This is a genomic window from Actinomadura sp. NEAU-AAG7, from assembly GCF_018603865.1.
GTDB classification, from domain to species: domain Bacteria; phylum Actinomycetota; class Actinomycetes; order Streptosporangiales; family Streptosporangiaceae; genus Spirillospora; species Spirillospora litoris.
This window is the reverse complement of record NZ_JAHFZY010000001.1, coordinates 1,986,132-2,011,180: the sequence shown is the minus strand read 5'-3', so window position 1 is coordinate 2,011,180 and position 25,049 is coordinate 1,986,132. Positions and strand designations below refer to the sequence as shown.

The 25,049-nt window shown below is 72.9% G+C and carries 25 protein-coding genes and 1 tRNA gene; 8 read left to right on the top strand and 18 right to left on the bottom strand.

The annotated features are described in order from the left end of the window. Positions 1–10: 10 nt before the first annotated feature. Entirely contained in the window at positions 11–1,171 is a 1,161-nt protein-coding gene (pdhA, locus tag KLI87_RS09230) for a pyruvate dehydrogenase (acetyl-transferring) E1 component subunit alpha (protein WP_214616533.1), read from the bottom strand. Between the two features lie 110 nt (positions 1,172–1,281). On the opposite strand from pdhA, the gene KLI87_RS09225 reads away from it, so the two are divergent. Then, a complete protein-coding gene (locus tag KLI87_RS09225; protein ID WP_156221526.1) occupies positions 1,282–1,782 on the top strand; it encodes an Lrp/AsnC family transcriptional regulator in 501 nt (166 codons plus the stop codon). A 182-nt stretch (positions 1,783–1,964) separates the two neighbouring features. On the opposite strand, the gene KLI87_RS09220 is transcribed toward KLI87_RS09225, so the two are convergent. The 3 genes from KLI87_RS09220 to KLI87_RS09210 form a co-directional block, all read right to left on the bottom strand. Next, the gene (locus tag KLI87_RS09220; protein ID WP_308165912.1) at positions 1,965–3,512 is read right to left on the bottom strand and encodes a M4 family metallopeptidase; all 1,548 of its coding nucleotides are present in this window, start codon (positions 3,510–3,512) and stop codon (positions 1,965–1,967) included. Positions 3,513–3,838: 326 nt separating this feature from the next. Continuing rightward, positions 3,839–4,396 carry a DUF4303 domain-containing protein gene (locus KLI87_RS09215; protein ID WP_214616532.1) on the bottom strand — a complete coding sequence of 186 codons (558 nt, stop codon included), beginning with the start codon at positions 4,394–4,396 and terminating at the stop codon, positions 3,839–3,841. Positions 4,397–4,430: 34 nt separating this feature from the next. Continuing rightward, a tRNA-Thr gene (locus tag KLI87_RS09210) sits at positions 4,431–4,506 on the bottom strand. A gap of 157 nt (positions 4,507–4,663) precedes the next feature. Here KLI87_RS09210 and KLI87_RS40945 point away from each other — a divergent pair. Further along, complete coding sequence (locus KLI87_RS40945) at positions 4,664–5,011, top strand: YciI family protein (protein WP_156221524.1); 348 nt, start codon at positions 4,664–4,666, stop codon at positions 5,009–5,011. On the opposite strand, the gene KLI87_RS09200 is transcribed toward KLI87_RS40945, so the two are convergent. The 8 genes from KLI87_RS09200 to KLI87_RS09165 all read right to left on the bottom strand — a co-directional run bounded on the left by KLI87_RS09200 (position 4,908) and on the right by KLI87_RS09165 (position 13,522). Next, a complete protein-coding gene (locus KLI87_RS09200; protein ID WP_214616531.1) occupies positions 4,908–5,909 on the bottom strand; it encodes a DMT family transporter in 1,002 nt (333 codons plus the stop codon). The two genes, KLI87_RS40945 and KLI87_RS09200, sit on opposite strands and share 104 nt — an antisense overlap. Positions 5,910–6,366: 457 nt before the next feature. Then, a complete protein-coding gene (rlmB, locus tag KLI87_RS09195) occupies positions 6,367–7,278 on the bottom strand; it encodes a 23S rRNA (guanosine(2251)-2'-O)-methyltransferase RlmB (protein ID WP_214616530.1) in 912 nt (303 codons plus the stop codon). Positions 7,279–7,426: 148 nt separating this feature from the next. Beyond that, positions 7,427–8,824 (bottom strand): cysteine--tRNA ligase, encoded by a 1,398-nt coding sequence (gene cysS, locus KLI87_RS09190; protein ID WP_214616529.1) that lies wholly within the window; start codon positions 8,822–8,824, stop codon positions 7,427–7,429. Positions 8,825–8,888: 64 nt separating this feature from the next. Next, positions 8,889–9,752: an alpha/beta fold hydrolase gene (locus KLI87_RS09185; protein WP_214616528.1), complete on the bottom strand. Its 864-nt coding sequence runs from the start codon at positions 9,750–9,752 to the stop codon at positions 8,889–8,891. A 2-nt stretch (positions 9,753–9,754) separates the two neighbouring features. Beyond that, complete coding sequence (locus KLI87_RS09180; RefSeq protein ID WP_308165911.1) at positions 9,755–11,005, bottom strand: DUF6596 domain-containing protein; 1,251 nt, start codon at positions 11,003–11,005, stop codon at positions 9,755–9,757. Continuing rightward, the gene (locus KLI87_RS09175) at positions 11,002–11,358 is read right to left on the bottom strand and encodes a YciI family protein (RefSeq protein ID WP_156221604.1); all 357 of its coding nucleotides are present in this window, start codon (positions 11,356–11,358) and stop codon (positions 11,002–11,004) included. Before KLI87_RS09175 ends, KLI87_RS09180 begins: the two co-directional genes overlap by 4 nt. A gap of 171 nt (positions 11,359–11,529) precedes the next feature. Then, positions 11,530–12,294 (bottom strand): DUF6585 family protein, encoded by a 765-nt coding sequence (locus KLI87_RS09170; protein ID WP_214616527.1) that lies wholly within the window; start codon positions 12,292–12,294, stop codon positions 11,530–11,532. Between the two features lie 43 nt (positions 12,295–12,337). Continuing rightward, a complete protein-coding gene (locus KLI87_RS09165) occupies positions 12,338–13,522 on the bottom strand; it encodes a homogentisate 1,2-dioxygenase (protein WP_214616526.1) in 1,185 nt (394 codons plus the stop codon). Between the two features lie 224 nt (positions 13,523–13,746). Here KLI87_RS09165 and KLI87_RS40940 point away from each other — a divergent pair, with 224 nt between their 5' ends. Both KLI87_RS40940 and fahA read left to right on the top strand, forming a co-directional pair. Further along, the gene (locus KLI87_RS40940) at positions 13,747–14,799 is read left to right on the top strand and encodes a DUF2637 domain-containing protein (protein ID WP_214616525.1); all 1,053 of its coding nucleotides are present in this window, start codon (positions 13,747–13,749) and stop codon (positions 14,797–14,799) included. A gap of 117 nt (positions 14,800–14,916) precedes the next feature. Continuing rightward, positions 14,917–16,134: a fumarylacetoacetase gene (fahA, locus tag KLI87_RS09155; RefSeq protein WP_156221515.1), complete on the top strand. Its 1,218-nt coding sequence runs from the start codon at positions 14,917–14,919 to the stop codon at positions 16,132–16,134. Between the two features lie 78 nt (positions 16,135–16,212). Here fahA and KLI87_RS09150 read toward each other — a convergent pair whose 3' ends face one another. Both KLI87_RS09150 and KLI87_RS39880 read right to left on the bottom strand, forming a co-directional pair. Further along, on the bottom strand, positions 16,213–17,397 hold the full coding sequence (locus KLI87_RS09150) for an MFS transporter (RefSeq protein WP_308165910.1): 1,185 nt from the start codon (positions 17,395–17,397) through the stop codon (positions 16,213–16,215). Further along, complete coding sequence (locus KLI87_RS39880) at positions 17,394–17,885, bottom strand: GNAT family N-acetyltransferase (protein WP_250903508.1); 492 nt, start codon at positions 17,883–17,885, stop codon at positions 17,394–17,396. The genes KLI87_RS09150 and KLI87_RS39880 overlap by 4 nt, the downstream gene beginning before the upstream one ends. Before the next feature lie 25 nt (positions 17,886–17,910). Here KLI87_RS39880 and KLI87_RS09145 point away from each other — a divergent pair, with 25 nt between their 5' ends. Beyond that, positions 17,911–18,429 (top strand): CGNR zinc finger domain-containing protein, encoded by a 519-nt coding sequence (locus KLI87_RS09145; RefSeq protein WP_214616524.1) that lies wholly within the window; start codon positions 17,911–17,913, stop codon positions 18,427–18,429. 180 nt (positions 18,430–18,609) lie between these two features. Here the strand turns inward: KLI87_RS09145 and ispF are convergent, their stop codons facing one another. Together ispF and KLI87_RS09135 are read right to left on the bottom strand one after the other, a co-directional pair. After that, entirely contained in the window at positions 18,610–19,080 is a 471-nt protein-coding gene (ispF, locus tag KLI87_RS09140) for a 2-C-methyl-D-erythritol 2,4-cyclodiphosphate synthase (RefSeq protein WP_214616523.1), read from the bottom strand. A gap of 22 nt (positions 19,081–19,102) precedes the next feature. After that, entirely contained in the window at positions 19,103–19,585 is a 483-nt protein-coding gene (locus KLI87_RS09135) for a CarD family transcriptional regulator (RefSeq protein WP_067459337.1), read from the bottom strand. Positions 19,586–19,995: 410 nt separating this feature from the next. On the opposite strand from KLI87_RS09135, the gene KLI87_RS09130 reads away from it, so the two are divergent. Both KLI87_RS09130 and KLI87_RS09125 read left to right on the top strand, forming a co-directional pair. Then, positions 19,996–20,835 carry a hypothetical protein gene (locus KLI87_RS09130; protein ID WP_214616522.1) on the top strand — a complete coding sequence of 280 codons (840 nt, stop codon included), beginning with the start codon at positions 19,996–19,998 and terminating at the stop codon, positions 20,833–20,835. 123 nt (positions 20,836–20,958) lie between these two features. Further along, positions 20,959–21,999, top strand: coding sequence for a hypothetical protein (locus KLI87_RS09125; RefSeq protein ID WP_214616521.1), 1,041 nt, complete (start codon positions 20,959–20,961; stop codon positions 21,997–21,999). Positions 22,000–22,063: 64 nt separating this feature from the next. On the opposite strand, the gene KLI87_RS09120 is transcribed toward KLI87_RS09125, so the two are convergent. Continuing rightward, the gene (locus tag KLI87_RS09120) at positions 22,064–22,744 is read right to left on the bottom strand and encodes a response regulator transcription factor (protein ID WP_214616520.1); all 681 of its coding nucleotides are present in this window, start codon (positions 22,742–22,744) and stop codon (positions 22,064–22,066) included. Between the two features lie 85 nt (positions 22,745–22,829). After that, entirely contained in the window at positions 22,830–24,089 is a 1,260-nt protein-coding gene (locus KLI87_RS09115; RefSeq protein ID WP_214616519.1) for a cell wall metabolism sensor histidine kinase WalK, read from the bottom strand. A 268-nt stretch (positions 24,090–24,357) separates the two neighbouring features. Here KLI87_RS09115 and phoU point away from each other — a divergent pair, with 268 nt between their 5' ends. After that, a complete protein-coding gene (phoU, locus tag KLI87_RS09110; protein ID WP_214616518.1) occupies positions 24,358–25,017 on the top strand; it encodes a phosphate signaling complex protein PhoU in 660 nt (219 codons plus the stop codon). Positions 25,018–25,049: the final 32 nt, after the last annotated feature.

The window sequence follows — 25,049 nt, the reverse complement described above, 5'->3', positions numbered from 1 at the left end:
GCGGTCGTCGTCACGGCAGCGCCTCCTCTGCCTCCAGCTCGGTGCGCAGCAGCGCCCGCTGCTCGTCGAGCTGCGGGGTCGGGGTGCCGTAGACGTGGTCGAACATCCCGAGCGGGACGAGTTCGGGGTCGGCGTTCATCCGCTCGCGCAGCCGGGAGGCGAACTCCTCCGCCTCCGCCGCGCACGCCTCGACGTCCTCGTCGGTGAGGAGGCCGCGCCGCCGCAGATGGGCCTCCAGGCGCGCGACCGGGTCGCGCCGCCGCCATCGCGCGGCCTCGCCCTCCGTCCGGTAGCGGGACGGGTCGTCGGCGTTCGTGTGGGCCTCAAGCCGGTACGTGCACGCCTCGACGAGGAACGGCCCGTCTCCGGACCGCGCGTGCTCGACGGCGGCCCCGAGCACGGCCAGAACCGCGACCGGGTCGTTCCCGTCCACCCTTTCCGAGCGCACGCCGTAGCCGACGCCCTTGTGGGCGAGCGAGGGCGCGGCGGTCTGCCGGTCCAGCGGCACGGAGATGGCGTACTGGTTGTTCTGGACGAGGAACACGACCGGCGCCTTGAAGACGGCGGCGAAGTTGAGCGCCTCGTGGAAGTCGCCCTCGCTGGTCGCGCCGTCGCCGACGCAGGCGAGCGCGACGCGGCCGGTCCCCTTGCGGCGTTCGGCGTAGGCGAGGCCCGCCGCGTGGACGGACTGCGTCGCCAGCGGCGTGCACTGCGGCGCCGTGTGGTGCCGCTCGGGGTCGTACCCGCAGTGCGCGTTCCCGCGCAGCAGCGCGAGCACCTCGACGGGGTCGATGCCCCGCGCCACCAGCGCCATCGACTCCCGGTACGTCGGGAACAGCCAGTCGTCCTCGTTCAGCGCGAGCACCGCGCCGATCTGGCACGCCTCCTGGCCGTGGCTGGACGGGTACACCGCCAGCCGCCCCTGCTTGGTGAGCGCCGTGGCCTGGGCGTCGAACCGCCGGCCGATGACCATCCTGCGGTACGCGCGGCGCAGCAGCGCCTCGTCCGGCGCCCGGTAGGCGGACCGCCGCCGCACCACCGCGCCTGAATCGGTCAGGAACCGCACCGGCTCCGCCGAGGGAAGCAGCTCCTCCGCCGAGGGGGATCGCCCCTCCGCCGTGGACCGCCCCGCCGGCGAGGGGAGCGGCGCCTTCGGACGTGGACCCGCCATACGCCCCCACCTCCTCATTTTCCATCGGTGGTAGGAATATGAAACAGGTCGGCCATAAGTCTCAAGAGTCGGCCGGAATCCAGGACGACCTGCCCTCAACCGGAGCCAACATGGACCATCTGTCTTCGGAGAGCGCGGCCTCCCCGACCCCGCCGGGACGATCGGCGGCGTCCCTGGACGACGTCGACCGCGCCCTCCTCCGCGAGCTGACCGCCGACGGGCGGCTGTCGATGCGCGCCCTCGCCGAGCGGGTCAGCGTCTCCCGCTCCAACGCCTACGCGCGCGTCGAACGCCTGATCGAGGAGGGCGTCATCGCCGGGTTCACCGCCCGCGTCGACCCCGTCCGCGCGGGCCTCGGCACCGCCGCCTACGTGCTGGTCAACATCGAGCAGAACTCCTGGCGCAAGGTGTCGGCGCAGCTCCGCGAGGTCCCCTACATCCAGCACCTGGCGTTCGTGGGCGGCGACGTCGACCTCGTCATGCTCGTCCGGACGCCCGACAACGCGTCCCTGCGCGACGTCGTGCTCGGCCGCATCCACGCGGTCGAGGGCGTCCGCTCCACCCGCACCTGGCTGATCTTCGACGAGACCCCGACGCCGCACCACCACTGACCCCGGCCGGCCGCGGAAAAGGGAACACGTCCGGTACGGAGCGGGGCCGTACCGGACGTGTCCGGGGGGACGTTGCCAGACTCGGCCGCCTGCCGGCGGGGGATTCGGCGGCGGTCACGGGCGAGAGCCTTGGGACGTCCCTTTTCGAAAAGCCATTCAGTTGTCGTGCCGGTCGTGCCGGATCAGCAGGCCGGCTCGCCGCTCTGCGCGGGAACGCTCACGGCGGACCAGGCCGACTTGACCGCGTTGCACTCGGCCGAGGAGCCGGCGAACAGCTCCTTGGCGGCCTGGACGGTCGCGACCCGCGCGCGGGCGTGGGTCCAGCTGCTGACCTTCTTGTTGAGGCCGCCCATGAAGATCTGGCCGGCCTTCTGGATGCCGATGCCGGTGACGGTGGAGTTGTTGCAGGTCGGGCTCGTCGGGTTCCCGTTGGTCGGGTTCGAGCCCTCGGCCAGCAGGTAGAACCAGTGGTTCTGCGGGCCGGCGGCCTTGTGCACCTCCGTCCTCGGAATGGAGGAGGAGTAGCAGTTCGGGTCGCCCTTCGCACCCGGGTTGTACATGTTGCGGATCGGGCCCTGGCCGACCAGGTCGACCTCCTCGCCGACCAGGTAGTCCGGCGGGTCGTACTGGGCGGGCTCGTTGATGTAGTGCTCGGTCAGCGCGCCGAAGATGTCGCCGGCCGACTCGTTCATCCCGCCCTTCTCGTTGCCGCCGCCGCCGTCGCCGCCCGGGGTGTTGGTGAAGACGGCGTGGCCGTTCTCGTGGCCGACGACGTCGACCGAGGTGGCCTGCTTGTTGTTGGCCTGGTTGTGGCCGAAGTTGGTGTAGCTGCCGTTCCAGTAGGCGTTGACGTCACTCAGGCCCACACGCGCGGGGAACCCGCGCCCGTTGCCATTGGTGCCGTTGCGGCCGAGCCATGCCTTGAGCATGTCCCATTCCTTCTGGACCGCGTACAGCACGTCCACGCACGCGGTCTCCAGATTGGTGCCGCTGCCATTGCCCCAGGCGCTGTCGGTGCCGGTGTAGGCGGAACCGCCCTGGCCGCCGCACTGGTGGCCGGGACGCTGCGGGTCGGTCATCGAGGTGGCGGCCGTGCTGAGGTCGACGGTGCCGTGGTAGTTGCTCTGGTCGTCGGCCGCGTCGCGGACCTCGTCCCAGGTCTTGACGACCTTTCCGGACTTGGCGTCCACCATCACGTGCAGCTTGGTCTCGGCGCGCTTCTGGTGACCGCTCACGACCGTCTCGTAGACCAGCCGTCCCGAGCCCTCGGCCAGCACCGTGAGGCGCGGGGAGGAGACGGTGGAGACCCTGGAGACCTTGGCGCGCGAGACCCGCGCGGCCTGCGCGGCCGTGACGGTCGCCTTCGTCCCCACGTTGAGCGCCTCGGTCTGGTTGACCGACGAGCTCAGCACACCGCCGGACGCGTTGGTCGTGACGACGAAGTCGCCGCCGTACACCGGCAGGCCGTCGTAGGTGCGCTGGTACTCCACGTGCTGGAGCCCGCGCAGGCCGGACGTCACGTTGGTCCGGAAGATCTTGTCCTTGGGCGCGGTCTTGAACGCCGCGGGCTGGGAGGTGACGAAGGTGTCGGCCGACGCGGCGGCAAGAGAGCGGGGGTCCGGCTTGGCCGCCTTCGCGGTACCGGAGGTCGCTCCTGTGGCGGGGGCGGACATCGCCACGGCGAGGCCGACGGCCAGTGCCGTCGCCCCGATCGCGGTCTGGTGTCTCACAGGGATGCTCCTTCGACGGGCCCGCCATCCGAGGGCGCGCGGAGCCGAGGCTTGGGAGCGCTCCGCCGCGTCCTGTCTGCCGGGCGAGGACTGGGGACATGCAACTCATCCGATGAGCTGTCCCGAAGTGCACCCCGCCGCACCGGAACGTGTCAATGCATTCAACGAGACACGAATTTTCACAACTGTGAAATTGAAGGAGAAATAAAGATGATCAATACGCTGAGCAGCGGTCACGCCCGAACTCGGTATTCAGGCCCAACGAAATACGGGGGGCCGCCCGTCCCGGTGAAGCGGAATTTCCCGCGCGGCCGCGCCCGCGGGGGTCAGGCGTCCTCAAGCAGCCGCAGGTGATCGGCCAGTTCGGGAACGGTCGCCAGCACCGCCGGGTCGACGCTCCGCCGGATGAGGACGGCCTCCTCGTCCTCCCGTTGCCCTTCGAGGACGGCGACGACGAACCCGGGTGGAAGCGCCGCGTGAATGCCGCCCCGGCGCGCCGTCGCGGTCATCGCTTTGCAGACCTCGGCGAGCGCGGCGTCGTGCGCCGCCCCAAGCGCGACCATCGCCGCGTCACGTTCCGCATCGCCCGAGGCGGGCACCAGGTATTCCTCCGTCAGGCGGCGATACCACGGCGCCATCTCCTCGGCGCCCAGCACGTCCCACCGCCACTCCGGAGGGAGGAATCGCGTCGAGTACCCGTGCTCCTCGCGCACCGCCGCCTCGGCGTTGACGGCCAGCGCCGAGGGGAGGATCTGCTCGCCGTCCAGATAGGAGAGATGGAAGGCGGCGGCGTACAGCGACTCGCCCGGATTCGCCTCCGCGAGGCCCGCCACGGCGCGGCATCCGCGCTCATGCCAGGCGCTCTGGAAGGCGCCCCAATCCATCCCCGCACTCCCAAGATCGAAAAGGGCCTTCACCTGGAGCCGACGAGGGGACTTGAACCCCTAACCTTCTGTTTACAAGACAGATGCTCTGCCAATTGAGCTACGTCGGCGTGTTCGTCGTGCATCGTAGTCGACTCGGCGGGGGCCTCGCTCGGGGGTTACCGGGTGAGCATGGGCGGGGACGGGGAAGTGACCCCTGGGGACGTCTTCGCGGGGGCGGGGACGGCGCGGCCGGTGACGGGTCGCGATGCGGGACTAGGGGGACCGATGAAGCTCTACGCGCTGAACATGTTCCAGCCGGAGGGGGAGCCACCGCCCCCCGAGTTCCTGGTGGGGGTGATGGCGGAGCTGGCGGAGATCCGGCGGGAGCTGGAGGCGGCGGAGGCGTGGGTGTTCGGCGCCGGGCTGTACCCGCCGGAGGCCAGCACGGTCGTCCGGGCCGAGGCGGAGCAGGTGATCGCCTCGGACGGGCCGTACGTGGTGGCCCCGGAGTACCTCGGCGGGATCACGGTCATCCGGGTCGAGGATCTGGACGCGGCGCTGTGGTGGGCGGCGCGGTATGCGCAGGCGACCCGGCTTCCGATCGAGGTGCGGCCGTTCCGGGCGGAGGTGTGACCGGTGCGGGCAGGGCCGAGCGCCGGCCGAGGGCCTGGCCCGCCACCAGGGCGCCGAGCGCGATCGCGAACCCGGCGGCCTGCCCCGCGGTGAGCGTCTCCCCGAGGATGGTCAGGCCCGCGAGGGTCGCGACCAGCGGGTTGGTGAGGCCGAGCAGGGAGATCGAGGTCGGCGCGAGCCGTCCGATGCCCCGGAACCACAGCGCGTACGCGGTGCCGGTGCCGATGGCGCCGATGTAGGTGAAGCCCAGCACGTTCTCGCCCGTCAGCGTCGGCGGGAGGCCCTCGAACGCGACCAGGAACGGCACGATGACCAGGCCGCCGACCGTGAGCTGCCAGCCGGCCATCACCAGCGGCGACTCGGGGCTGCCCCACTTCTTGGCGAGGACGATCGCCACCGCCATCATCGAGGTCGCGACGAGCATGGCGGCGATGCCGAGCGGGTCGAGCCGGGCCTCGGCCGACAGCGTCAGCAGCGCGACGCCGCCCGTCCCGACCAGGGCGGAGAACAGGACGGCGCGCGCGGGGCGGACCCGCAGTACCGGCAGCGACAGCAACGCCACGACCAGCGGCTGGACGGAGGCGATCGTGGCCGCGACCCCGCCGGGCAGCCGGTAGGCGGCGAAGAACAGCAGGGGGAAGAACGCGCCGAAGTTGAGGACGCCGAGCACGGCCGCCTTCCACCACCACTCGCCCTTGGGCAGGCGGCGGTTCACGGCGAGCAGGACGAGCCCGGCGGGCAGGGCCCGCATCGTGGCGGCGAGCCAGGGGCGGTCGTCGGGGAGGAGCGTGGTGGTGGTGACGTAGGTGGTGCCCCAACTCGCCGGCGCGAGGGCCGTGAGCGCGAGGTCGCCGAGGTAGCGGCCGCGCTGCCCCCGGGGGGCCGGGACGGCGGTCATGGGATCAACCCCTCACGGTTAATAATCTCAACGTTGAGCCAAATTCGGCTACATCGACGTCAAGTCTCTGAACGTTGAGATTATTTCCGCGACAGAAGGGACATGTGCGACACCAAGCCCGAACGCCCCCTCAGGCGCACCGCGCCCCCTCAGGCGCACCGCGGCGGCAGGGGCGGCATCGCCTCAAGCGCGGCATCGCCTCAACCGCAGCGTGGTCTCAGGCGCGGCCCGGCCTCAGGCGCGGCCCGGCCTCAGGGGCGGCCTGGCCTCAGGCGCGGCCTGGCCTCAGGCGCGGCCTGGCCTCAGGCGCGGCGTGGTCCCAGGCGCGGCGTGGTCCCAGGCGCGGCGTGGTCCCAGGCGCGGCGTGGTCCCAGGCGCGGCCTGGCCTCGGGGCGGCCTGGCCTCGGGGCGCGGCGTGGCCTCAAGGGGCGGCCTGGCCTTAGGGGGCGGCGTGGCCTCAGGTGCGGAGGCGGCTGATCTCGTACAGCGCGATGCCCGCCGCGACCCCCGCGTTGAGGGACTCGGCCCGGCCCGGCATCGGGATCGTGACGAGCATGTCGCAGGTGTCGGCGACCAGCCGTCCGAGGCCCTTGCCCTCCGAGCCGACGACCAGCACGAACGGGCCGGAGGCGACCTCCAGGTCGGCGACCGTGACGCCGCCGGCGGCGTCCAGGCCAGCGACGAAGCAGCCCGCCTTCTGGTAGGCCTTGAGCTGCCGGGACAGGTTCGTGGCCCGCGCGACCGGGAGGGTCGCGAGCGTCCCGGCGGACGCCTTCCACGCGCCCGCGTTGACCCCGGCGGCGCGCCGCTCGGGCACGACGACGCCGGAGGCGCCGAACGCGGCGGCGGAGCGGACGATCGCGCCGAGGTTGCGCGGGTCGGTGATGCCGTCCACCGCGACGATCAGCGGGGACGTGCCGGTCAGCAGGTCGTCGGGGTGCGCGTAGCGGTACGGCCTGACCTGGAGCGCGATGCCCTGGTGGACGGCGCCGTCGGTGAGCCGGTCGAGTTCGTTCTTGCCCGTCTCCAGCAGCGGGATGCCGCGGTCGGCGGCGAGCTGGATCGACTCGCGGACCCGCTCGTCGGTGCCGGAGGTGACGTACAGGGCGCTGCCGGGCACGCGCGCGCGCAGCGCCTCGACCACCGGGTTGCGGCCGGTGACCAGCTCGGGGACCTCGCCGTTCGCGCGGCGGGCACCGGCGGGACGGCTCGCCCGCTGCGGCTCGGCGGACGCGGCGCGCCCGCGCGGGCCGACCGTGGTGGTCCCGGTCCGCTTGGCGCTCTTGACGGCGCGGGCCTTCTGGCGCTTGCCGTGCCAGTGCCGGTCCTCGGCCTTGGGAGTGGGTCCCTTGCCCTTGCGCTTGGCCATGCTGGTACGCCCCTCGCGACGATCGCTGCTCGCTCGCCCTCGTGGCGGGGCGACCCAGATTCCGGGGCGGCACCTGTGCTCACGCCCTCGACCGTCCGATTTTACCCGTGACCCGGCACGCCTCGCGCACCGTGCCGGGCCCGGGACGTCAGGCCCGCTTCAGTTCCCAGCGGGCGCCGTGCGGGGTGTCCTCGACGACGATCCCCGCCTCGGCGAGGCTGTCGCGGATGGCGTCGGCGGCGCCGTAGTCCTTGCGGGCGCGGGCGGCCTGCCGCTGTTCGAGGGCGACGGCGACCAGGGCGTCCACGACGGGACGCAGGTCGTCGCCGCCGGTCTGGTTCCACTGGGCCGACAGCGGGTCGAGGCCGAGGACGTCGGCCATCGCCCGCACGCACGCCAGCCGCGCCCGGACCACCGCCTCGTCACCGGAGGCGAGGGCGCTGTTGCCCTCCCGGACGGTCTCGTGCAGGGTCGCGAGCGCCTGCGGGACGCCGAGGTCGTCGTCCAGCGCGGCGGCGAAGGGGGCGGGCACCTGCCGCGGCACCGTGCCGGGGCCGACGACCTCGGCGGCGCGCGTGACGAACCCCTCGATGCGCTGGTAGGCGGAGACGGCCTCGACCAGCGCTGCGTCGGTGTAGTCCATCAGCGAGCGGTAGTGCGCGGCGGCCAGGTAGTACCGCACCTCGGCGGGACGGGCCTTGCCGAGCAGGTCGGGCAGCGAGACGACGTTGCCGACGGACTTGCTCATCTTCTCGCCGTCCACCGTGAGCAGCCCGTTGTGCAGCCAGTAGCGCGCGAAGGCGTCGCCCGCCGCGCGCGACTGCGCGATCTCGTTCTCGTGGTGCGGGAAGATCAGGTCGACGCCGCCGCCGTGGATGTCGAACTCGGGCCCGAGGTAGCGGGTGGACATCGCCGAGCACTCCAGGTGCCAGCCGGGGCGTCCGGGGCCCCAGGGCGTCTCCCAGAACGGTTCGCCCGGCTTGGCGCCCTTCCAGAGGGCGAAGTCGCGGGCGTCGCGCTTGCAGTCCTCGTTGGGGGTGTCGCCGGCGGAGCGCATGTTCTCCAGCCGCTGGTTGGACAGCGACCCGTACTCCGCCGCCCACGACTCCACGTCGAAGTAGACGTCGCCGCCCGCCGCGTAGGCGTGGCCCCGCTCGATCAGCCGCCGCATCAGCGTGATCATGTCGGGGACGTGCCCGGTCGCGCGCGGCTCGATCGTCGGCGGCACGCAGCCGAGCACGTCGTAGCCCTGGGTGAACGCCCGCTGGTTGCCCTCGGCGATCGCGAACCAGGGCACGCCCCGCTCCGCCGCGACCACGAGGATCTTGTCGTCGATGTCGGTGACGTTGCGGACGGCCGTCACCTCGTAGCCGGACGAGCGGAGCCAGCGCAGCAGCACGTCGTAGATGACGCCCGAGCGCAGATGGCCGATATGGGGGGTGGACTGCGGCGTCGCCCCACACACGTACATCCCCACGCGGCCCTCTTCCAGGGGCTCGAACGCACGGACGCTACGGGTGCCGGTGTCGTACAGTCGCAAGCTCACAAAGCCAGGTTATTGGATGACCGCGGGCCCGCGGGGCGCTCTGCGGCATGCTCCTGGAACGCGCTCAGCCGCCCGCCGGGGCGAACAGGGCGTTCAGCCTGGTCGCGAACGCCTCGGCCTCGGTTCCGAAGCCGCCGTGGTCGCCCGGCCAGGTCTCGGCCCGCGTCCCGAGGCGCTCGGCGGCGATGTGCGCGGCCCGGTGGGCGGGCTGCCCCTCCGACGCCTCCCCCGCGACGAGCACGATCCGCACGCCGGACGAGCGCAGCGCCGCCTCGTCCAGCGAGGCGCGGGCGAACGTCGACACCTCGTAGGGGAAGAAGAAGTCGGCGTTCTTCTGGAAGCGCGCGAACATCTCCAGCGTCTCCGCGTCGAGATCCTGCGGGGGCCCGGCCTCCTCCAGGGGCGCGGCCTCCTCCGGGGGTGCGGTGTCGTCGCCGTCCCCGCTCGTCAGCGCGCCGAACCTGGCCATGGCGGCGTCCGCGCCGCTCTCCGCGAAGACGTCCTTGACCTCGTGGACGACCGACCGCCAGTGCGGGGCGTCCGGCAGCAGCGTGAAGAACGGCGGCTCGTGCGCGACGACCGTCCGGACCTGCTCCGGGTGCCGCGCGGCCAGTCCGAGCGCGATCGTCGCGCCCGCGCTGTTGCCGAAGACGTGGGCGGGCCCGCCCCCGACCTCGCGGAGGACGCGGGACGCGTCGTCCACGTGGTCCTCGACGCGCTGCGGCTCCGGGGCGCCGTCCAGCGGGCTGCGCGAGTTGCCGCGCCGGTCGTAGGTGACGACCGTGTACCGGTCGGCGAGCAGCCCGGCGAGGCCCGCGTAGCCGGCGGCGTCGTAGACGCCTCCGCAGATGAGCAGGAGGACGGGCCCGGCGCCGCGCACCTCGTAGTGCAGGGTGGCGCCGGGGACCTTCAGCGTGCGCACGTCCATGATCAATCCGTTCCGTTCAGGCCCGCGGCGCGGGACTCCAGATAGCGCTTCTCGGGCAGGCTCGTGGTCGCCCGCGCGGCGGCCCGGTACGCCTCGCGCGCCGCGCCGGTGTCACCGGCCCTCTCCAGCAGGTGGGCGCGGACGGCGTCGAGCCGGTGGTGGCCGGACACGCGCTCGTCGCCGTCCAGGGTCGCCAGCAGGTCGAGGCCGGCGCGCGGGCCGCGCACCATCGCCAGCGCCACCGCCTCGTTCAGCGTGACCATGGGGTTGGGCGCGACGCGGGTGAGCAGCCGGTAGAGCGAGAGGATCTGCGGCCAGTCGGTGTCCTGCGGACGCGCCGCCTCCGCGTGCACGGCGGCGATCGCGGCCTGCAACTGGTACGGGCCCGGCGGCGACCAGGTGAGGGCGTCGGTGATCAGCGCGGTGCCCTCGGCGATGGCGGCGGCGTCCCAGCGCGTCCGGTCCTGCTCGGTGAGCGGGATCAGCAGGCCGCCGGGCCCGGTCCGCGCGGCGCGGCGGGCGTCGGTCAGCAGCATCAGCGCGAGCAGGCCGGCGACCTCGCCGTCGCCGTCCAGCAGCGCGTGCAGGGCGCGGGTCAGCCGGATCGCCTCGGCGGTGAGGTCGGCGCGGTGCAGGTCGGGCCCGCTGGAGGCCGTGTACCCCTCGTTGAAGATCAGGTAGAGGACGTGCAGGACGGCCCGCAGCCGCTCCGCGCGCTCCCCGGCGGGCGGCATGCCGAACCGCGCGCCGGTCGACTTGATCTTCTGCTTGGCCCGGCTGATCCGCTGGCCCATCGTCGTCTCGGGCACCAGGAACGCGCGGGCGATCTGCCCGGTGGTCAGGCCGCCGACGGCGCGGAGCGTCAGCGCCACCTGCGAGGGCGGGGACAGCGCGGGGTGGCAGCACAGGAACAGCAGCGTCAGCGTGTCGTCGCGGTCGCCGGGCTGGTCCTCGCCCGGCTCGGGCCCGGTGGAGGAGGCGGCCGGGTCCCACGCGGCGACCGCCGCCTCGCGGTCGCGGCGCGCGCTCTCGCTGCGCCACTGGTCGGTGAGCCGCCGGGTCGCGACGGTCAGCAGCCAGCCGCGCGGCTTCTCCGGCACGCCCTCCTCCGGCCACTGGAGGGCGGCGGCGAGCAGCGCCTCCTGCACGGCGTCCTCGCAGGCGTCGAACGCGCCGTGCCGCCGGACGAGCACGCCCAGGACCTGCGGCGCCAGCTCGCGCAGCAGGTCCTCGACGCCCAGCGGATCGGTCACATCTCCGTCCCGGCGGCTTCCATGACGGCCCGCACCTCCATGCGCCCGCCGTACCGGACGTCCGGCCACCGCGAGGCGATCTCGACGGCCCGCTCCAGCGTCTCGGTGTCGACGGTGAGGTATCCGGCGAGGTGCTCCTTGGCCTCCAGGAACGGCCCGTCGGTCACGGCGGGCAGCCCGTCCCGCTCCCGGACGACCTTGGTCTGCGACGGGTCGGCCAGCCCCTCCCCGCCGACCCACTCGCCCCGGTCGTCCAGCTCCTTCATGATCGAGTCGACCTCGGCGAACAGCTCCTGGCGCTCGGTCTCGGTCAGTTCCTCGACGAACCCGGGCCGGTTGAAGATCAGCAGCATGTACTTCACGTCGTCTCCTTCGATTCCCATGTGTTCAGGCGTCGTCCAGCGCCCCGAGGGGCCGCCCGGACGGGCCGGGCCGGACGATGTCGTCCCGGACGGCCGGGGCGCACCTGGGGATCGGAGCCGTCCGGCCGTTCTCGACGTCCCCCGCGAAGTTTTCCCGAAAAACTAGCGATGGCCCTCGTTCAGCGCCTTGACCTGCGAGCACAGGGCGGTGAACACCAGCGCGTCCGGCATGTGGCCCGCGATCGCGGCCAGGGCCGTCCGCTCGCCGCGCGTCCGCACCGCGACCACGCCGTTCTCGATCACCACGTCCCGGACGGCGTGCCACGGCAGCCGCTCGCCCTCCTTGCCGACGCCCTCCAGGTCCACCGTGAACGGGCCGAGGCACACCTCCTCGCCCGCCTTCACCGCCGCCAGATGGCGCGGGACCTGCCGGGACGCCGCCTCCGCCGCCACCGCCTCACCGAGGGCGGAGACGTCCGGCAGCTCCTCCCCGAACCGCAGGACGCGGCCGTCCTCGGCGAGGAGCGTGAGCCGCCACCGCGTCCGCCGCCCCCGCCGGACCCCGGCGAGCGTGACCGAGACCAGCTCGTCCCAGGTGTAGGAGGCTTCGCCCTCCGGCCCGCCGCTCACCGCCAGACCGCCGCCGAACAGGCTCACCACCCGGTTCCCGTGCCGCAGCGCCGCGCCCCTGGCGACCGGCGCGGCGACGAACGCGCAGGCCGCCGCCAGCAGCGCCGCCGGCACCCCGAGCCGCCACAGCCCCGCGGCCGTGAACACGATCGCCGCCGCGAGGAGCATCACCACCGCCGCGCCCAGCAGGACCAGCCACCCCACGGCGCGCCGGTAACCGCCCCTGCCGTCGAAGGCCCGCTCGAACTCCCCGAGCCGCTCCTCCGCGTCCGCCCGCTCGTCGTCGTCTCTTCCCACCCCTGGTGGCTCCGTGTCGTCTCGTCTCATCCGGTCGCGCGCCTCATCCGGCGGCGCGCGCCCACGTCCACGCGTACTCGGGATCCTCGCAGCGCCGCGCCGCCGCGCCGAGCCGCAGCGGGCGGAAGGTGTCGATCATGACGGCCAGCTCGGTCGAGGTGCCATGCCCCTGCCGCACCCCCTCGACCACCGCCTCCACCGCACCCGGCTGCGGCCCATGCGTGAAGCCGGACGGATGCAGGGAGATCGACCCGATACCGATGCCCGAACCCTTGCGCGCGGAGTAGTCACCGCCCACATAGAACATCATCTCGTCGCTATCCACATTGTGGTGGTTGTACGGGATCGGCACCGCATCATCGTCGAAGTCCAGCGGCCTCGGGCAGAACGAGCAGATCACGAACCCGGGGCCCTCGAACGTCTGGTGGACGGGCGGCGGAGCGTGCGTCCGCTTCACGATCGGCTCGAAGTCGGCGATGGCGAAGGCGTAGGGGTAGAGGCAGCCGTCCCAGCCGACCACGTCGAACGGGTGGTGGAGGTAGGTCAGCCGCGACAGGCCGTCCCGGGTGCGGACGAGGACCGGCACCTCCCCGCCCTCCACCAGCACCGGCTCCAGCGGCCCGCGCAGGTCGCGCTCGCTGTAGGGGGCGTGCTCCAGGAACTGCCCGTACCGCGACAGGTAGCGCCCCGGCGGCCGGACGTGCCCCCGGGCCTCGACCACGAGGGCCTTCACCGGCCCCTCCGGTATCCAGCGGTGGATCGTCCCGGTCGGAATGACCACATAGTCGCCCTCGGACACGTCGAGCGCGCCGTACATCGTCTCCACCCGGGCGCGCCCGGTCTGGAGGAACACGACCTCCGCCCCAACGGAATCGCGGTACAGCTCGCTCGGGCCGCCCGTGCCCGCGGTCGCGGCGAACGAGATCCGTACGTCCTCGTTGCCGAACAGCACCTGGCGGCCGAGGACGAGGTCGTCTCCCTCAGGGAGGTCCTGGGTGCGGTAGGCGCGCGGCCGCAGCGGATGGTTCGGCGCCGGCTCCGCCTCGGCGGACAGCACGCCCTCGCTCCTGGTGATCGCCGTCGGGGCGTGCCGGTGGTACAGCAGGCTCGAATCGGACGAGAATCCCTCCTCGCCCATCAGCTCCTCCGCGTACAGGCCGCCGTCCGGTCGGCGGAACTGCACGTGGCGCTTGCGCGGGATCTCCCCCACGACCCTGTAGTACGGCATCGTCGCCTCCTCCCGGGACGTCGCCGATCCGGGCTCCCGCCGGTCTCCGTACGGCGGTCCGGGTCACCCACCCCTTGCCTCCATACCGTACGTCTCTACCCTTAACGCGCACATGACGACGTTGATCGCGTTGAAGTCAGGGTCAACCGCCCTCGGGGCTGGCTAATCTCGCTGTGGGGACGACCTTGGAGTCCCCTCACGCGTCCCTCCCCGGAACGAGAACCATGCCATCTGATCCCACCCGCCCCGGCGCTCCCCGCTACACGCCGGTGCAGCGGCGGCTGCTCACCGCGACCGCCGGCCTCGTCGTCGCCGCGCTCGCGGGCGGCGCCTACGTGCTGACCTACGACCTGCTGCGCGACCTCGCGATCGAGGGACGCGCGAGCCGCCGCTGGGCGCCGATCTACCCCGCGATGGCCGACGCGCTCACCGCGCTGACGATCCTGTCGCTGGTCATCACCCGGAACGCGCGCTGGTGGACGCGGCTGCTGCGCTGGACGCTGCTGCTCGTGCTGGTCGCGGGGGTCGCGGCGATCTCCGTCCAGCACTCGCTGCGCGGCTTCGACGACCTCTCGGGCGACCCGCTGCGGGTGGGCGTGGCGGTGGCGCCGCACGCCATCCTGGTGATCGCGCTCTGGCTCTGGCTGACGATGTTCAAGCAGATCAGGACGGCCCGCCCGGCCGCCGGGGAGCCGGAGCCCGTGGAGGGCCAGCGCGGCCACGTCAAGGTCATCGAGCCCGCTCCGGTCCCCGAGGCCCGCCCCGAACTGGAGGCGCCCCCCGAACCCGAGGCGCGGCCGGAACTCGAAACGCGGCCCGAGCCGGAGGCACCGCCCGAACTCCGGGCGCCCGCCGCGCCGGAGACGCCGCCCGAGCCCGAGCCCGCACCCGAGGTCGACCACATCCCCGGCCTCGGCCCGCTCGCGATCGGGCCGCCCGCCACGCTCCCCACCGACGTCGAGCTGGTGCGGGACCCCGCCAAGTCCCCGGCCCGGGAGCCGAGGTCGACCCGCACGACCCGTCCCGACCTGGTCATGCCCCCGCCGCGTCCTTCGGGCACCCACGCGGCGGACGGCGAGGAGCACGACGGTCCGCCCGCCGACCGCGCGGAGGACCCGGACGCCGCCGACGACCGGGACACCCGCCGCGCCGCCGACCCAGCCACCGACCCTGCCGCCGGCTCCGACGGCGAGGAGTCCGACGACCTCCCGATCTTGACCTGGAACCCGCCGCCGTCCGGCAGCTTCCGCAGCTCCCCCGTCCCGCCCGCCGAGTAGCCGCGCGCCTTTCGCGGCTTTTACCGACCTTTGTGGCTGTACTGTCGGCCGGTCCCGGACGGATCCGGAGGCTCCCGGTCAGATCAGATGCCCGGGCGCGGGGGAAGGTACCTCTCCATGACGACCGTTTCGTGGGTTGAGGTCAGCGAGGAAGGCGGCTTCGGGGTCGAGAACCTGCCCTACGGGGTGTTCTCGCGTCCGGGGGAGCTGCCCCGCGTGGGCGTCGCCATCGGGGAGCACGTACTCGACCTGGCCGGGCTGTCGGCCGCCGGGCTGATCGACGACCGGCGCTGCTTCGCGTCGGGGTCGCTGAACGCCTTCATGGTGGCGGGCCCCGCCTCGTGGCGGGCCAACCGCGCCCGGCTCGTCGAGCTGCTGACCGACGAGGCGCACCGCCCCCGGGTCGAGCCGCACCTGATCCCGGTCGCGGACGTCAAGCTGCTGCGGCCCTTCGAGGTCGCCGACTACGCCGACTTCTACTCCTCCGTGCACCATGCCACGAACGTCGGCCGGATCTTCCGCCCCAACAGCGACTCGCTGACGCCCAACTGGAAGCGGCTGCCCGTCGCCTACCACGGCCGGGCGGGCACGGTGTACCCGTCCGGGACGCCGATCATCCGCCCGGCCGGCCAGCGCAGGACGCCCGGCGAGGCGGAGCCGGTGTTCGGGCCCTCGCTCCGCCTCGACTTCGAGGCCGAGGTCGGGTTCGTCGCCGGGGTGCCCTCCCCGGCCGGACGCGGCGTCCCGACCTCGGCGTTCCGCGACCACGTGTTCGGGTTCGTACTGGTGAACGACTGGAGCGCCCGCGACCTGCAGAGCTGGGAGTCGCAGCCGCTCGGCCCCTTCCTGAGCAAGTCGTTCGCGACGTCGATCTCGCCGTGGGTGGTGCCGGTGGCCGCGCTGGAGCCCGCGCGCGTGACCCCGCCCGTCCAGGACCCGGCCCCGCTCCCCTACCTGCGCTGCGCGGAGCCGTGGGGGCTCGACCTGCACCTGGAGGTGCTGATCAACGGGCAGGTCGCGTCCCGCCCGCCGTTCGCGTCGATGTACTGGACGTCGCCGCAGCAGCTCGCGCACGCCACGGTGAACGGCGCGCCGCTGCGCACCGGCGACCTGTTCGCGTCCGGGACGGTCTCCGGGCCCGAGCGGGACCAGCGCGGCTGCCTCCTCGAACTGTCGTGGAACGGCCGCGAGCCCCTGGAACTGGACGACGGCACCAAGCGCACCTTCCTGGAGGACGGCGACACGGTCACGATCCGCGCGAAGGCGCCGGGCGCGTCCGGCTCGCTGATCTCGCTCGGCGAGGTCACCGGGACCGTCCACCCCACGCCGGCTTGATGGAGCCCCGGCCCACCGCCCTGGCGGGCGCGGCATCGCTTCGCGTGACGGCCGAGGTCGTTCAGGGCGCGCCCTGGACTAGACGGCGCACGGACGGCGCTGCGCGCGTGCCGTGACCGCCAGCGCGACGCCGGTCATCGCGGCGAGGACGCCCCACACCGGCGTGAAACCGCCGGTGGCGTCCCTCAGCAGCCCCAGCAGGGGCGGCGCGAGGATGATCGCGATCTGGTTCACCGACATGGCCAGCCCCAGCGCGAAGCCCGTCTTGCCCGGCGGCGCCGACTCGGCGACGTAGGCGACCCAGGGGCCGTACCAGCCGTATCCGAAGAAACCCAGCCAGACGAACAGCAGGCAGGCCGTCGGCGCCGCCCGTCCGAGCGGCGTGGCCAGCGCCGCCATCCCCGCGACCACGGCGACCATGCAGATCATCACGGACGCGTAGCGCCCGGACCCGACGCGATCGCTCCAGGCCGCCATGCAGATCCGTCCGGCCACGCCCGCACCCTGCGCCACCACGAGCACGAGCGCCGCCGCGCCCGCGCCGAGCTCCGTCACGTCGTGGAGGTACAGCACGGTCAGGACGAGGATCCCGCTCTGCACCGAGATCAGGCTCGTCCCCGACAGCATGATCTTCACCATGGACGGTTCGCGCAGCATCCGCACCCGCGTGGCCAGCGTGACCTTCTCGCCCCGGGGAGCCTCGGGCAGGGGCGGCGCCCGGTAGAAGCCCATGAAGACGGCGGCGCCCGCCAGCGCGACGCACCCGCCGACCACGAGCGCCGTCCGCCACCCCTGGACATCGGCGACCAGGGGCAGGACGGCGGCCGCGAGCGCGCCGCCCAGCGGCAGCCCGGCCTGGCGCAGCCCCATCGCCAGCCCGCGCTGGGACGCATCGAACCAGGACGCCACGGCCTTGCTGCCGCCGGGCTGGGCGGTGCTGTAACCGGCGCCGACGACCAGCAGGACGCCGAGCAGCGCCGCGTAGCCCGGCGCGAGGCTGCCCGCGCCGAGCCCCGCCGCGACCACGCACGCGCCCGCGCCGACGACCCAGCGCTCGTTGTAGCGGTCCAGTAGCTCGCCCGCCACCACCAGCCCGATCAGCGGGGCGAACTGGGCCGCCGACAGCAGGAGCCCGAGCTGCGCGGTGCTCAGGTCCAGGTCCCGCTGGAGCGTGATCCCCATCGCCCCGATGCCCTGCACGAAGAAGCTGGACGCGGCCTGGGCGAAGGTGGCGATGCCGAGAACGACCCACCGGTACCTCACGGACGCCAGTACAGCGCCGGGTCGGGGTGGTCGGTGAAGCCGAGATCGCGGTAGAGCGGCGAACCGTCGTGCGAGGCGAACAGGTCCACGCGGGCGACGTCGCGCTCCCTGAACCAGTCGAGCAGCCTCCCCATGATCGCCCGGCTGTACCCGCGCCGCCGGTACTCCGGCACCGTGACGACACCGACCACGTGCCCCACCCGGCCGTTCCGCGAGTGCGGGCCGGGGAACCACTGCTCGATGGTGCCGATGCCGCACGCGGCGAGGCCGTCCTCACCGTCCACGACGAGGATGTGGGCGTCGTCGTCCTCCAGCTTCTCCTTCAGGACGCGCTCCAGCGCCACGAGCCACTCGTCGTCTCCGTCGGAGGGGTTGAAGTACTCGCCGCCGAGGTTCACGAACAGCATCGCCCGCAACCGCATCAGCTCAGCGACGTCGTCCTCGGTCGCCTGCCGCACCTCATACGTCCTGCTCACAGGGTTTGTCATGGACATAGCATGATGTAATGGGCTTATGCACCTCAACCCTTACGGAGAGGACGCCGTCAACCTGGCCGCCGATCTGGCCAACCGGCGCCCGGCGAATCCGGCGGAACTCGCGGACCGCTGCCGCGCCGCCGGACTGCTGCTGGACGGTCCCGCGACCCCCGACGACCTCGACCGCGTCCACACGGCCCTGGACGCCTGGGAGAAGGCCGTCGACGCCACCGACGAGCGCGAACGCGCCGACCTGGTCAACCGGATGCTCGCGGCGTCCGCCGCCTACCCCCGGCTGACCGACCACGGCGGTACCGGCTGGCACCTGCACTACCGCGAGGAACGGCAGCCGCTCGGCGTCCTGCTGTCCGCGCTGATCTCCGTCGGCACGGCCCTGCACCTGGTCGGGCGCGGCATGCACCGGCTCCGCCGCTGCGCGGTGGCCGGGTGCACCGTGATCTTCGCCGACACCACCCGCACGGGCCGCCGCCGCTACTGCTCGCAGCGCTGCTCCAACCGGGACGCCGTCCGCCGCCACCGCGCCCGCACCGCCTAGCGTCCTGACGGCGCCCCCGGTCGGCACGGACCGTCCGGGGCGCGACGCCGCCCGCAAGGGCGGGCACCGCCGTCACAGCGCCGCGCACACGGCGGCACCGCCGACACGAGCCGTTCGAAAAGGCCCAGGCCACGAACGAGGCGGACGCGAGGGTCGCGCCTGGGCGAGCGCGGCTCTGGGTCAGAGGGTGGGGATCACCAGGGCGGTGGCCAAAGCGGCCAGGCCCTCGCCCCGGCCGGTGAGGCCCAGGCCGTCGGTGGTGGTGGCCGAGACCGTCACCGGAGCGCCCGCGAGGGCCTCGGTGAGGACCTTCTCGGCCTCGGCGCGCCGTTTGCCGATCTTGGGACGGTTGCCGATGACCTGGATCGAGACGTTGCCGATGGTGAATCCGGCCTCGGCCGCGAGCCGGGCGACCTCGCGCAGCAGCGTGACGCCGGACGCGCCGGACCAGCGCGGGTCGGCGGTGCCGAAGACCGCGCCGAGGTCACCGAGGGCGCAGGCCGACAGCAGGGCGTCGCAGGCCGCGTGCGCGGCGACGTCGCCGTCGGAGTGCCCGGCGAGGCCGTTGCCCTCGCCCGGCCATTCGAGCCCGGCGACCCACAGGGGGCGCGGCTCCGACGAGAACGGGTGGACGTCGGTACCGACGCCCACCCGTGGAAGCCGTGCGCTCAACTCAGCTGGCCAGGACCTCGTCGAGCAGGGCCTCGGCCTTGTCCTCGTTGGTCTTCTCGGCGAGCGCGAGCTCGCTGACGAGGATCTGCCGGGCCTTGGCGAGCATGCGCTTCTCGCCCGCCGACAGGCCGCGCTCCTTGTCGCGGCGCCACAGGTCGCGGACGACCTCGGCGACCTTGTTGACGTCGCCGGAGGCGAGCTTCTCAAGGTTCGCCTTGTACCGGCGCGACCAGTTCGTGGGCTCCTCGGTGTATGGTGCGCGAAGCACCTCGAACACCTTCTCCAGACCCTCCTGGCCGACGACGTCCCGGACACCCACGTCCTCGACGTTCTCGACCGGGACCTGCACTGTCAGGTCGCCCTTGTCGACCTTCAAGACCAGATAGGTCTTTTCCTCACCTTTGATGGTGCGAGTCTCGATGGCCTCGATCCGAGCAGCCCCATGGTGGGGGTAGACGACGGTGTCGCCGACCTGGAAAGTCATGTGACAAGTACCCCTTCCGCTAAGACCAGGGTAGCACGGAAACGAGCGTGGCTGAACCGGCCTTGAGCGCATATGCGCAGGTCAACCCCCTTATTGGGGTATTGACAAAGCCCTTTAATGGTGCATCTCGCCCCTGTTCCGCGTACGCAGGGTGACCAGAACACCACCATGATCCCGGCGAACCGCCTCTACCGGCAAGACCCCCTCGGGGCAAGAGTCCAGGGAGCCGTGTGCCCGCGGATCCGCCCCCGATCGGCCCGGCGGTCCACCTCTGATCCACCCGCCGATCCCCTGCCGATCGCGCGGAAGCGTCCCATACTGGAGGTGAACATGCCGGGCCGCGCGGGTACGAAGCGCCCGGAGGGGTCCGAAAGGGGCGCGGCGGGCATCGAAGGACGGTGAGATAGCGCGTGAGGCCAGACGGCGACCCGGAGCCCGATGACTACGGGCTCCCCCGAGTGGACGTCGTGGTGCCCGATGACGCCCGTGAGCTGGAACGCGACATGGTCGCCTACCGCCGGGAGGAGCGCAGGCGGCGGCGCAGGGAGCGGTGGGCGCGCCTCGGCCGGCCGCTGACGCGGTTCGGGGTGGCCATCCCGATCATCGCGGGCGCGCTGCTGGTGGCCCTGCTGAGCGGCGCGCTGATGACCGCGTTCGGGCCGCGTCCGGCGCCGCGCCCGCCCGCCGCGCAGCTCGCGCCGCGTCCCACGGCGGGCGTCGGGCGCGTCGGCGGCCTGCTGCCCGCCGGGACGATCGACCGGGTCGACCGCGAGCGCGCCGCGAAGCCGATCCGGGACCTGCGGCCCGGCGTCATCGGCGTCGTCCCGCCCGGTTACCGGTGCGACCCGCTCGTGGCGGAGCTGGCCGGACGGGCGAACGAGTACAACGTCAGCTTCTGGCTCGTCGCCGACCCGCGTCCCGCGGGCAGCACGCACGGCGTCTCGATCAAGGAGCTGAGGTCCTGCGCGGGGACGGCCCACAACGGCACCGTGACCCTCCTTGAGGACCGTCGGGGCGTCCTGGCCGGCGCCTACCTGCCCGCGGCCTCTCCCTCCCCCACCCCGTCCGCGAGCACCTCTCCCAGCCCGACCGGCAGCCCCTCCGGGAAGGCCGCGCCCGCGCCGCCGCCCTCCGACGCGCGGATGACCGCCGTGTTCGTCCAGCCGGACGGCGTCGTCAACGACGTCGTGACCGCGCCGAAGGCGGGGCAGGAGCTGATCGAGAAGGTCAAGGCGTTGCAGTCCGGCTGACATTTCACCGCCGTCTACGGACCCCGAGGCGGGGTCGGCGTGCCCGCGCCGCTACGCTTCCCCTGGCGTGTCTCACGCCGTTCCCACCACATTCCAACGCCATTTCGCGAGGAGAACGACGCCGTGATCCGAAACAGCCGTCGAGTGGCCGTGCTCGCCGTCGCGGGCGCCGTCGCCATCGCACCGGTGCTCTCCGGCTGCGGCGCCGGCAGCGAGCCGCAGTCCGCGGCGCCGACGCAGCTCACCGAGGCCGTCAACGTCACGGTGCCCAAGGACAAGCCGCAGGCCGCGCAGATCGACATCCGCAACATGTTCCTGCTGGGCCCGAGGCCCGACATGACGTTCGGCCAGGGCAGCTCGCTGCCGCTGTACGCCACGATCATCAACCAGGTGAAGGGGCGCCAGGACAGGCTCCTGTCGGTGTCCTCGCCCGACTTCGGCCAGCAGCGCATCACCGGCGGATCGGTCGTGCTGCCGCCCGCCCTCCCGTCCGGGCAGGGCAGCGCCGTCCAGCTCGTCGGCCAGGCGCCCGCCGCGTCCCCCACGCCGGAGGGGACGCAGAAGCCGGGCAAGAAGAAGAAGGCGAAGCCGGGCACCACGCCGACGGACGGCGCGACCACCGAGCCCGCCGCCCCCGGCGCGACCACCGAGCCCGGCGCGACGACCGAGCCCGGCGCGACCACGGAGCCCGGCGGCGCGTCCCCGAGCCCGGGCACGTCCACCGGCCCCGGCGCCTCCGCGTCGCCCGGCAAGACGCCCGACGCGAGCACGACGCCCGGTGGGCCCGCGGCCGAGCCGACCGTCCAGGTCCCCGGCGGCAAGGCGCCGCTGGTGGTGCTGGTCAACCCGAGCAAGCCGCTGATCGGCGGCGAGCGCGTCCAGCTGCGCCTCCAGTTCGAGCAGGCGGGCGTCGTGGACGTGGCGGTGCCGGTGATCCCGCAGCAGGGCGAGTACGCCCAGTACACGGCCGTGTCGGCGGGCACCCCGGTGCCCGGGGCGACCGCCCCGGCGCAGCCGTCCGAGGGCGCCCACTCCAGCGCGCCCGCCGAGCCCGGCGGCGAGTCCCCGGGCACGGGCGGCGAGGGCGCCACGCCGGGCGCCACCACGTCACCGTCGCCGGGCGGCGAGAGCGGGACCCCGGCCGGCCCCGAGGGCGGCCACTAGCCCCCCGCGAAGCACGCGAAACGGCCCGTACGGCAGTCACCGTACGGGCCGTTCTCCGCTTCGATCAGGGCTCGAACTTGTAGCCCAGGCCGCGGACGGTGACGATGTAGCGCGGCGTGGACGGCGTCGACTCGATCTTGGCGCGCAGCCGCTTGATGTGGACGTCGAGGGTCTTGGTGTCGCCCACGTAGTCGGCGCCCCAGACCCGGTCGATGAGCTGCATGCGGGTCAGGACGCGGCCCGCGTTGCGCAGCAGCACCTCCAGCAGCTCGAACTCCTTGAGCGGCAGCTGGACGGGGTCGCCGCCGACGCTGACCACGTGCCGCTCCACGTCCATGCGGACCGGTCCAGCCTCCAGCGTCGCCGGGGTCAGCTCCTCGACCTCGCCCTGGCGGCGCAGGACGGCCCGCATCCGGGCGACCAGCTCGCGGGTCGAGAACGGCTTGGTGACGTAGTCGTCGGCGCCGAGCTCCAGGCCGACGACCTTGTCGACCTCGCTGTCCTTGGCGGTCAGCATGATCACGGGGACGCTGGACTTGGCGCGCAGCTCCCGGCACACCTCGGTGCCGGGCAGGCCGGGGAGCATCAGGTCGAGCAGCACGAGGTCGGCACCGTTGCGCTCGAAGATGTCCAGCGCGTCGGGGCCGGTGGCCGCGACGGCGACCTCGAAGCCCTCCTTGCGCAGGTTGTACGACAGTGCGTCGCTGAACGACTCCTCGTCTTCCACGACGAGCACGCGGGTCACGGTGTTGCCTCCCGGGCGTTTTCCAATGAGGACCCTTCGGCGGGGCGGCGCGGCCCCCTCTGAACAGTGTTCATCGCGCCGTTCCTCAGGGGTTGTGCGGTGCTGGGCGGGCGATCGACGCGCCGCCCTCGGGGCGGATCCGGGGGGCCGGCTCGGACGTGCCGGCGATGTCGGCGATGTCGGCGGCGGGGGCCAGGCCGGGGGCGGAGGAGTGCAGCAGCGGGAGCCGGATGGTGAACGTCGATCCGGACCCCTCCTTGCTCCACACCGTCACCTCGCCCCCGTGCTTGGTGGTCACGTGCTTGACGATCGCGAGACCGAGGCCGGTGCCGCCGGTCTGGCGCGAGCGCGCGGGATCGACCCGGTAGAAGCGCTCGAAGATGCGCTCCACCTCGCCGCCCGGAATGCCGATGCCCTGGTCGGTGACGTTGATCTCGACATGCCGATCGTCGCACCTGCGGGTCGAGACGACCACCCTGGTGTGCTCGGGGCTGTAGGCGACGGCGTTGTCGATCAGGTTGCGGAGCGCGGTGATCAGCAGCTCCTCGTCGCCGCGCACCTTGAGGCCGTCCTGGCCGCCGGTGGCCAGCTCGATGTCCTTGGCCGCGGCCTTGATCTGGCAGCGGTCGATCGCCTCGACGGTGATCTCGTCCAGGCCGACGGGGTGCAGCTCGGGCAGCGGCTCGTCGCCCTGGATGCGCGAGAGCGTCATGAGGTCCTGGACGAGGTTGGTGAGGCGCACCGACTCGTGCTGCATGCGCCCGGCGAACCGGCGCACGGCCTCGGGGTCGTCGGCGGCCCCCTCGACGGTCTCGGCCAGCAGCGACAGGGCGCCGACCGGGGTCTTCAGCTCATGGCTGACGTTGGCGACGAAGTCGCGGCGGATCGCCTCGGTGCGGCGCAGCTCGGTCAGATCCTCGGCGAGGACGAGCACGAGCCCGTGCGACCCGAGCGGCGCGACGCGGACGGCGAACCAGCGCCCGTCGGCCCTGCCCCGGCCGCGTCCGGGGCCGACCTGGATCTCGGTCTCGCGGATCTCCCCGTCGCGGCGGACCAGGCGGGCCATCGCGAGCAGCTCGTCCAGGACGAGCCGGTCGCCGCTGACCATGCCGAACGCGCGCGCGGCCGAGCTGGCGCGCAGCACCCGATCCTCGCCGTCCACCACGACGGCCGAGGACCTCAGGACACTGAGCACCGACGCCACCCCGGGGGGCAGCGCACCGATCGGCGCCGCCGGGGGCACCGCACGCTGGGCTCGCTCGCTCACGCGCACCGCCAATCCAGTAGCGAGCCCGATCGCGAGCCCGGCAAGCCCGGTCAGGCTCGCGACAATCTCGACCTCCACACCACGGATCGTAAGCGGCGTTGCCCCATGTGCCGCCCCATCGGCCCAGGCCAACAGGCCTCGTTCGCCGAAAGTTCACCTTCATATGTGGTTTGGTTCACGCTGGTCAGGCAGGGTATTGCGTGGACGAGTCCGCCCGTCTGCCAGGCGAGGCGCCCCCTTTCGTCCCATTCGCCCCAAATGAAACTCCGTTCGGCCTCCGCTCGAACACCTGCCTTGAACACCTCGCTTCGAACCTGGCTTCGAACTCCGCACAAGGGATGCTGAATTGCGCGACGCCTACCACGAGGAGCTCGACTCCCTCTCCGACAAACTGGTGGAGATGACCCGGCTCGTCCGGTCCGCGATGGCGCGCGCGGTCACCGCGCTGCTGGACGCGGACGTCCGGCTGTCCGAGGAGGTCATCAGCGGGGACGAGCTCGTCAACAAGATCGACGCTGAGATCGAGGAGACCGTCTTCGACCTCATGGCGCGCCAGCAGCCGGTGGCGGGCGACCTGCGCACGCTGATCACCGCGCTGCGGATGAGCGGCGACCTGGAGCGCATGGGCGACCTCGCGGTCCACATCGCGCGGACGGCGCGCCGCCGCCACCCCGAGTCCGCCGTCCCGCCCGAGCTTCAGGCGACGGTCCTGGAGATGGGCCAGATCGCCGAGCGGATGATCGCCAAGACCGGCAGCGTGATCGCGTCCCAGGACGTCGAGATGGGCCTGGAGCTCGACGCCGACGACGACCAGATGGACCGGCTCCACCGCCGCCTGTTCGACATGCTGCTGTCGCCCAAGTGGAAGCACGGCGTCGAGCCCGCCGTCGACATCACCCTGGCCGGCCGCTACTTCGAGCGCTTCGCCGACCACGCGGTGCATGTCGCGGAGAACGTCGTCTACCTCGTGACGGGCCAGCGCCCGGAGGAGATCGCCGACACCTGAGCCGGCCCTTCCCCACCCCGCACATGAACAAC

What these genes read in the sequence shown, in the direction of transcription:
- KLI87_RS09145 (WP_214616524.1), top strand. Translation starts at nt 17,911, where the DNA reads ATGCACCTCAACCCTTACGGAGAGGACGCCGTCAACCTGGCCGCCGAT.
- KLI87_RS09165 (WP_214616526.1), bottom strand. Translation starts at nt 13,522, where the DNA reads ATGCCGTACTACAGGGTCGTGGGGGAGATCCCGCGCAAGCGCCACGTG.
- rlmB (WP_214616530.1), bottom strand. Translation starts at nt 7,278, where the DNA reads ATGGCCAAGCGCAAGGGCAAGGGACCCACTCCCAAGGCCGAGGACCGG.
- KLI87_RS09135 (WP_067459337.1), bottom strand. Translation starts at nt 19,585, where the DNA reads ATGACTTTCCAGGTCGGCGACACCGTCGTCTACCCCCACCATGGGGCT.
- KLI87_RS09215 (WP_214616532.1), bottom strand. Translation starts at nt 4,396, where the DNA reads ATGGATTGGGGCGCCTTCCAGAGCGCCTGGCATGAGCGCGGATGCCGC.
- KLI87_RS40945 (WP_156221524.1), top strand. Translation starts at nt 4,664, where the DNA reads ATGAAGCTCTACGCGCTGAACATGTTCCAGCCGGAGGGGGAGCCACCG.
- KLI87_RS09225 (WP_156221526.1), top strand. Translation starts at nt 1,282, where the DNA reads ATGGACCATCTGTCTTCGGAGAGCGCGGCCTCCCCGACCCCGCCGGGA.
- fahA (WP_156221515.1), top strand. Translation starts at nt 14,917, where the DNA reads ATGACGACCGTTTCGTGGGTTGAGGTCAGCGAGGAAGGCGGCTTCGGG.
- KLI87_RS09200 (WP_214616531.1), bottom strand. Translation starts at nt 5,909, where the DNA reads ATGACCGCCGTCCCGGCCCCCCGGGGGCAGCGCGGCCGCTACCTCGGC.
- KLI87_RS09185 (WP_214616528.1), bottom strand. Translation starts at nt 9,752, where the DNA reads ATGGACGTGCGCACGCTGAAGGTCCCCGGCGCCACCCTGCACTACGAG.
- KLI87_RS09175 (WP_156221604.1), bottom strand. Translation starts at nt 11,358, where the DNA reads ATGCTGCTGATCTTCAACCGGCCCGGGTTCGTCGAGGAACTGACCGAG.
- pdhA (WP_214616533.1), bottom strand. Translation starts at nt 1,171, where the DNA reads ATGGCGGGTCCACGTCCGAAGGCGCCGCTCCCCTCGCCGGCGGGGCGG.
- KLI87_RS39880 (WP_250903508.1), bottom strand. Translation starts at nt 17,885, where the DNA reads ATGACAAACCCTGTGAGCAGGACGTATGAGGTGCGGCAGGCGACCGAG.
- KLI87_RS40940 (WP_214616525.1), top strand. Translation starts at nt 13,747, where the DNA reads ATGCCATCTGATCCCACCCGCCCCGGCGCTCCCCGCTACACGCCGGTG.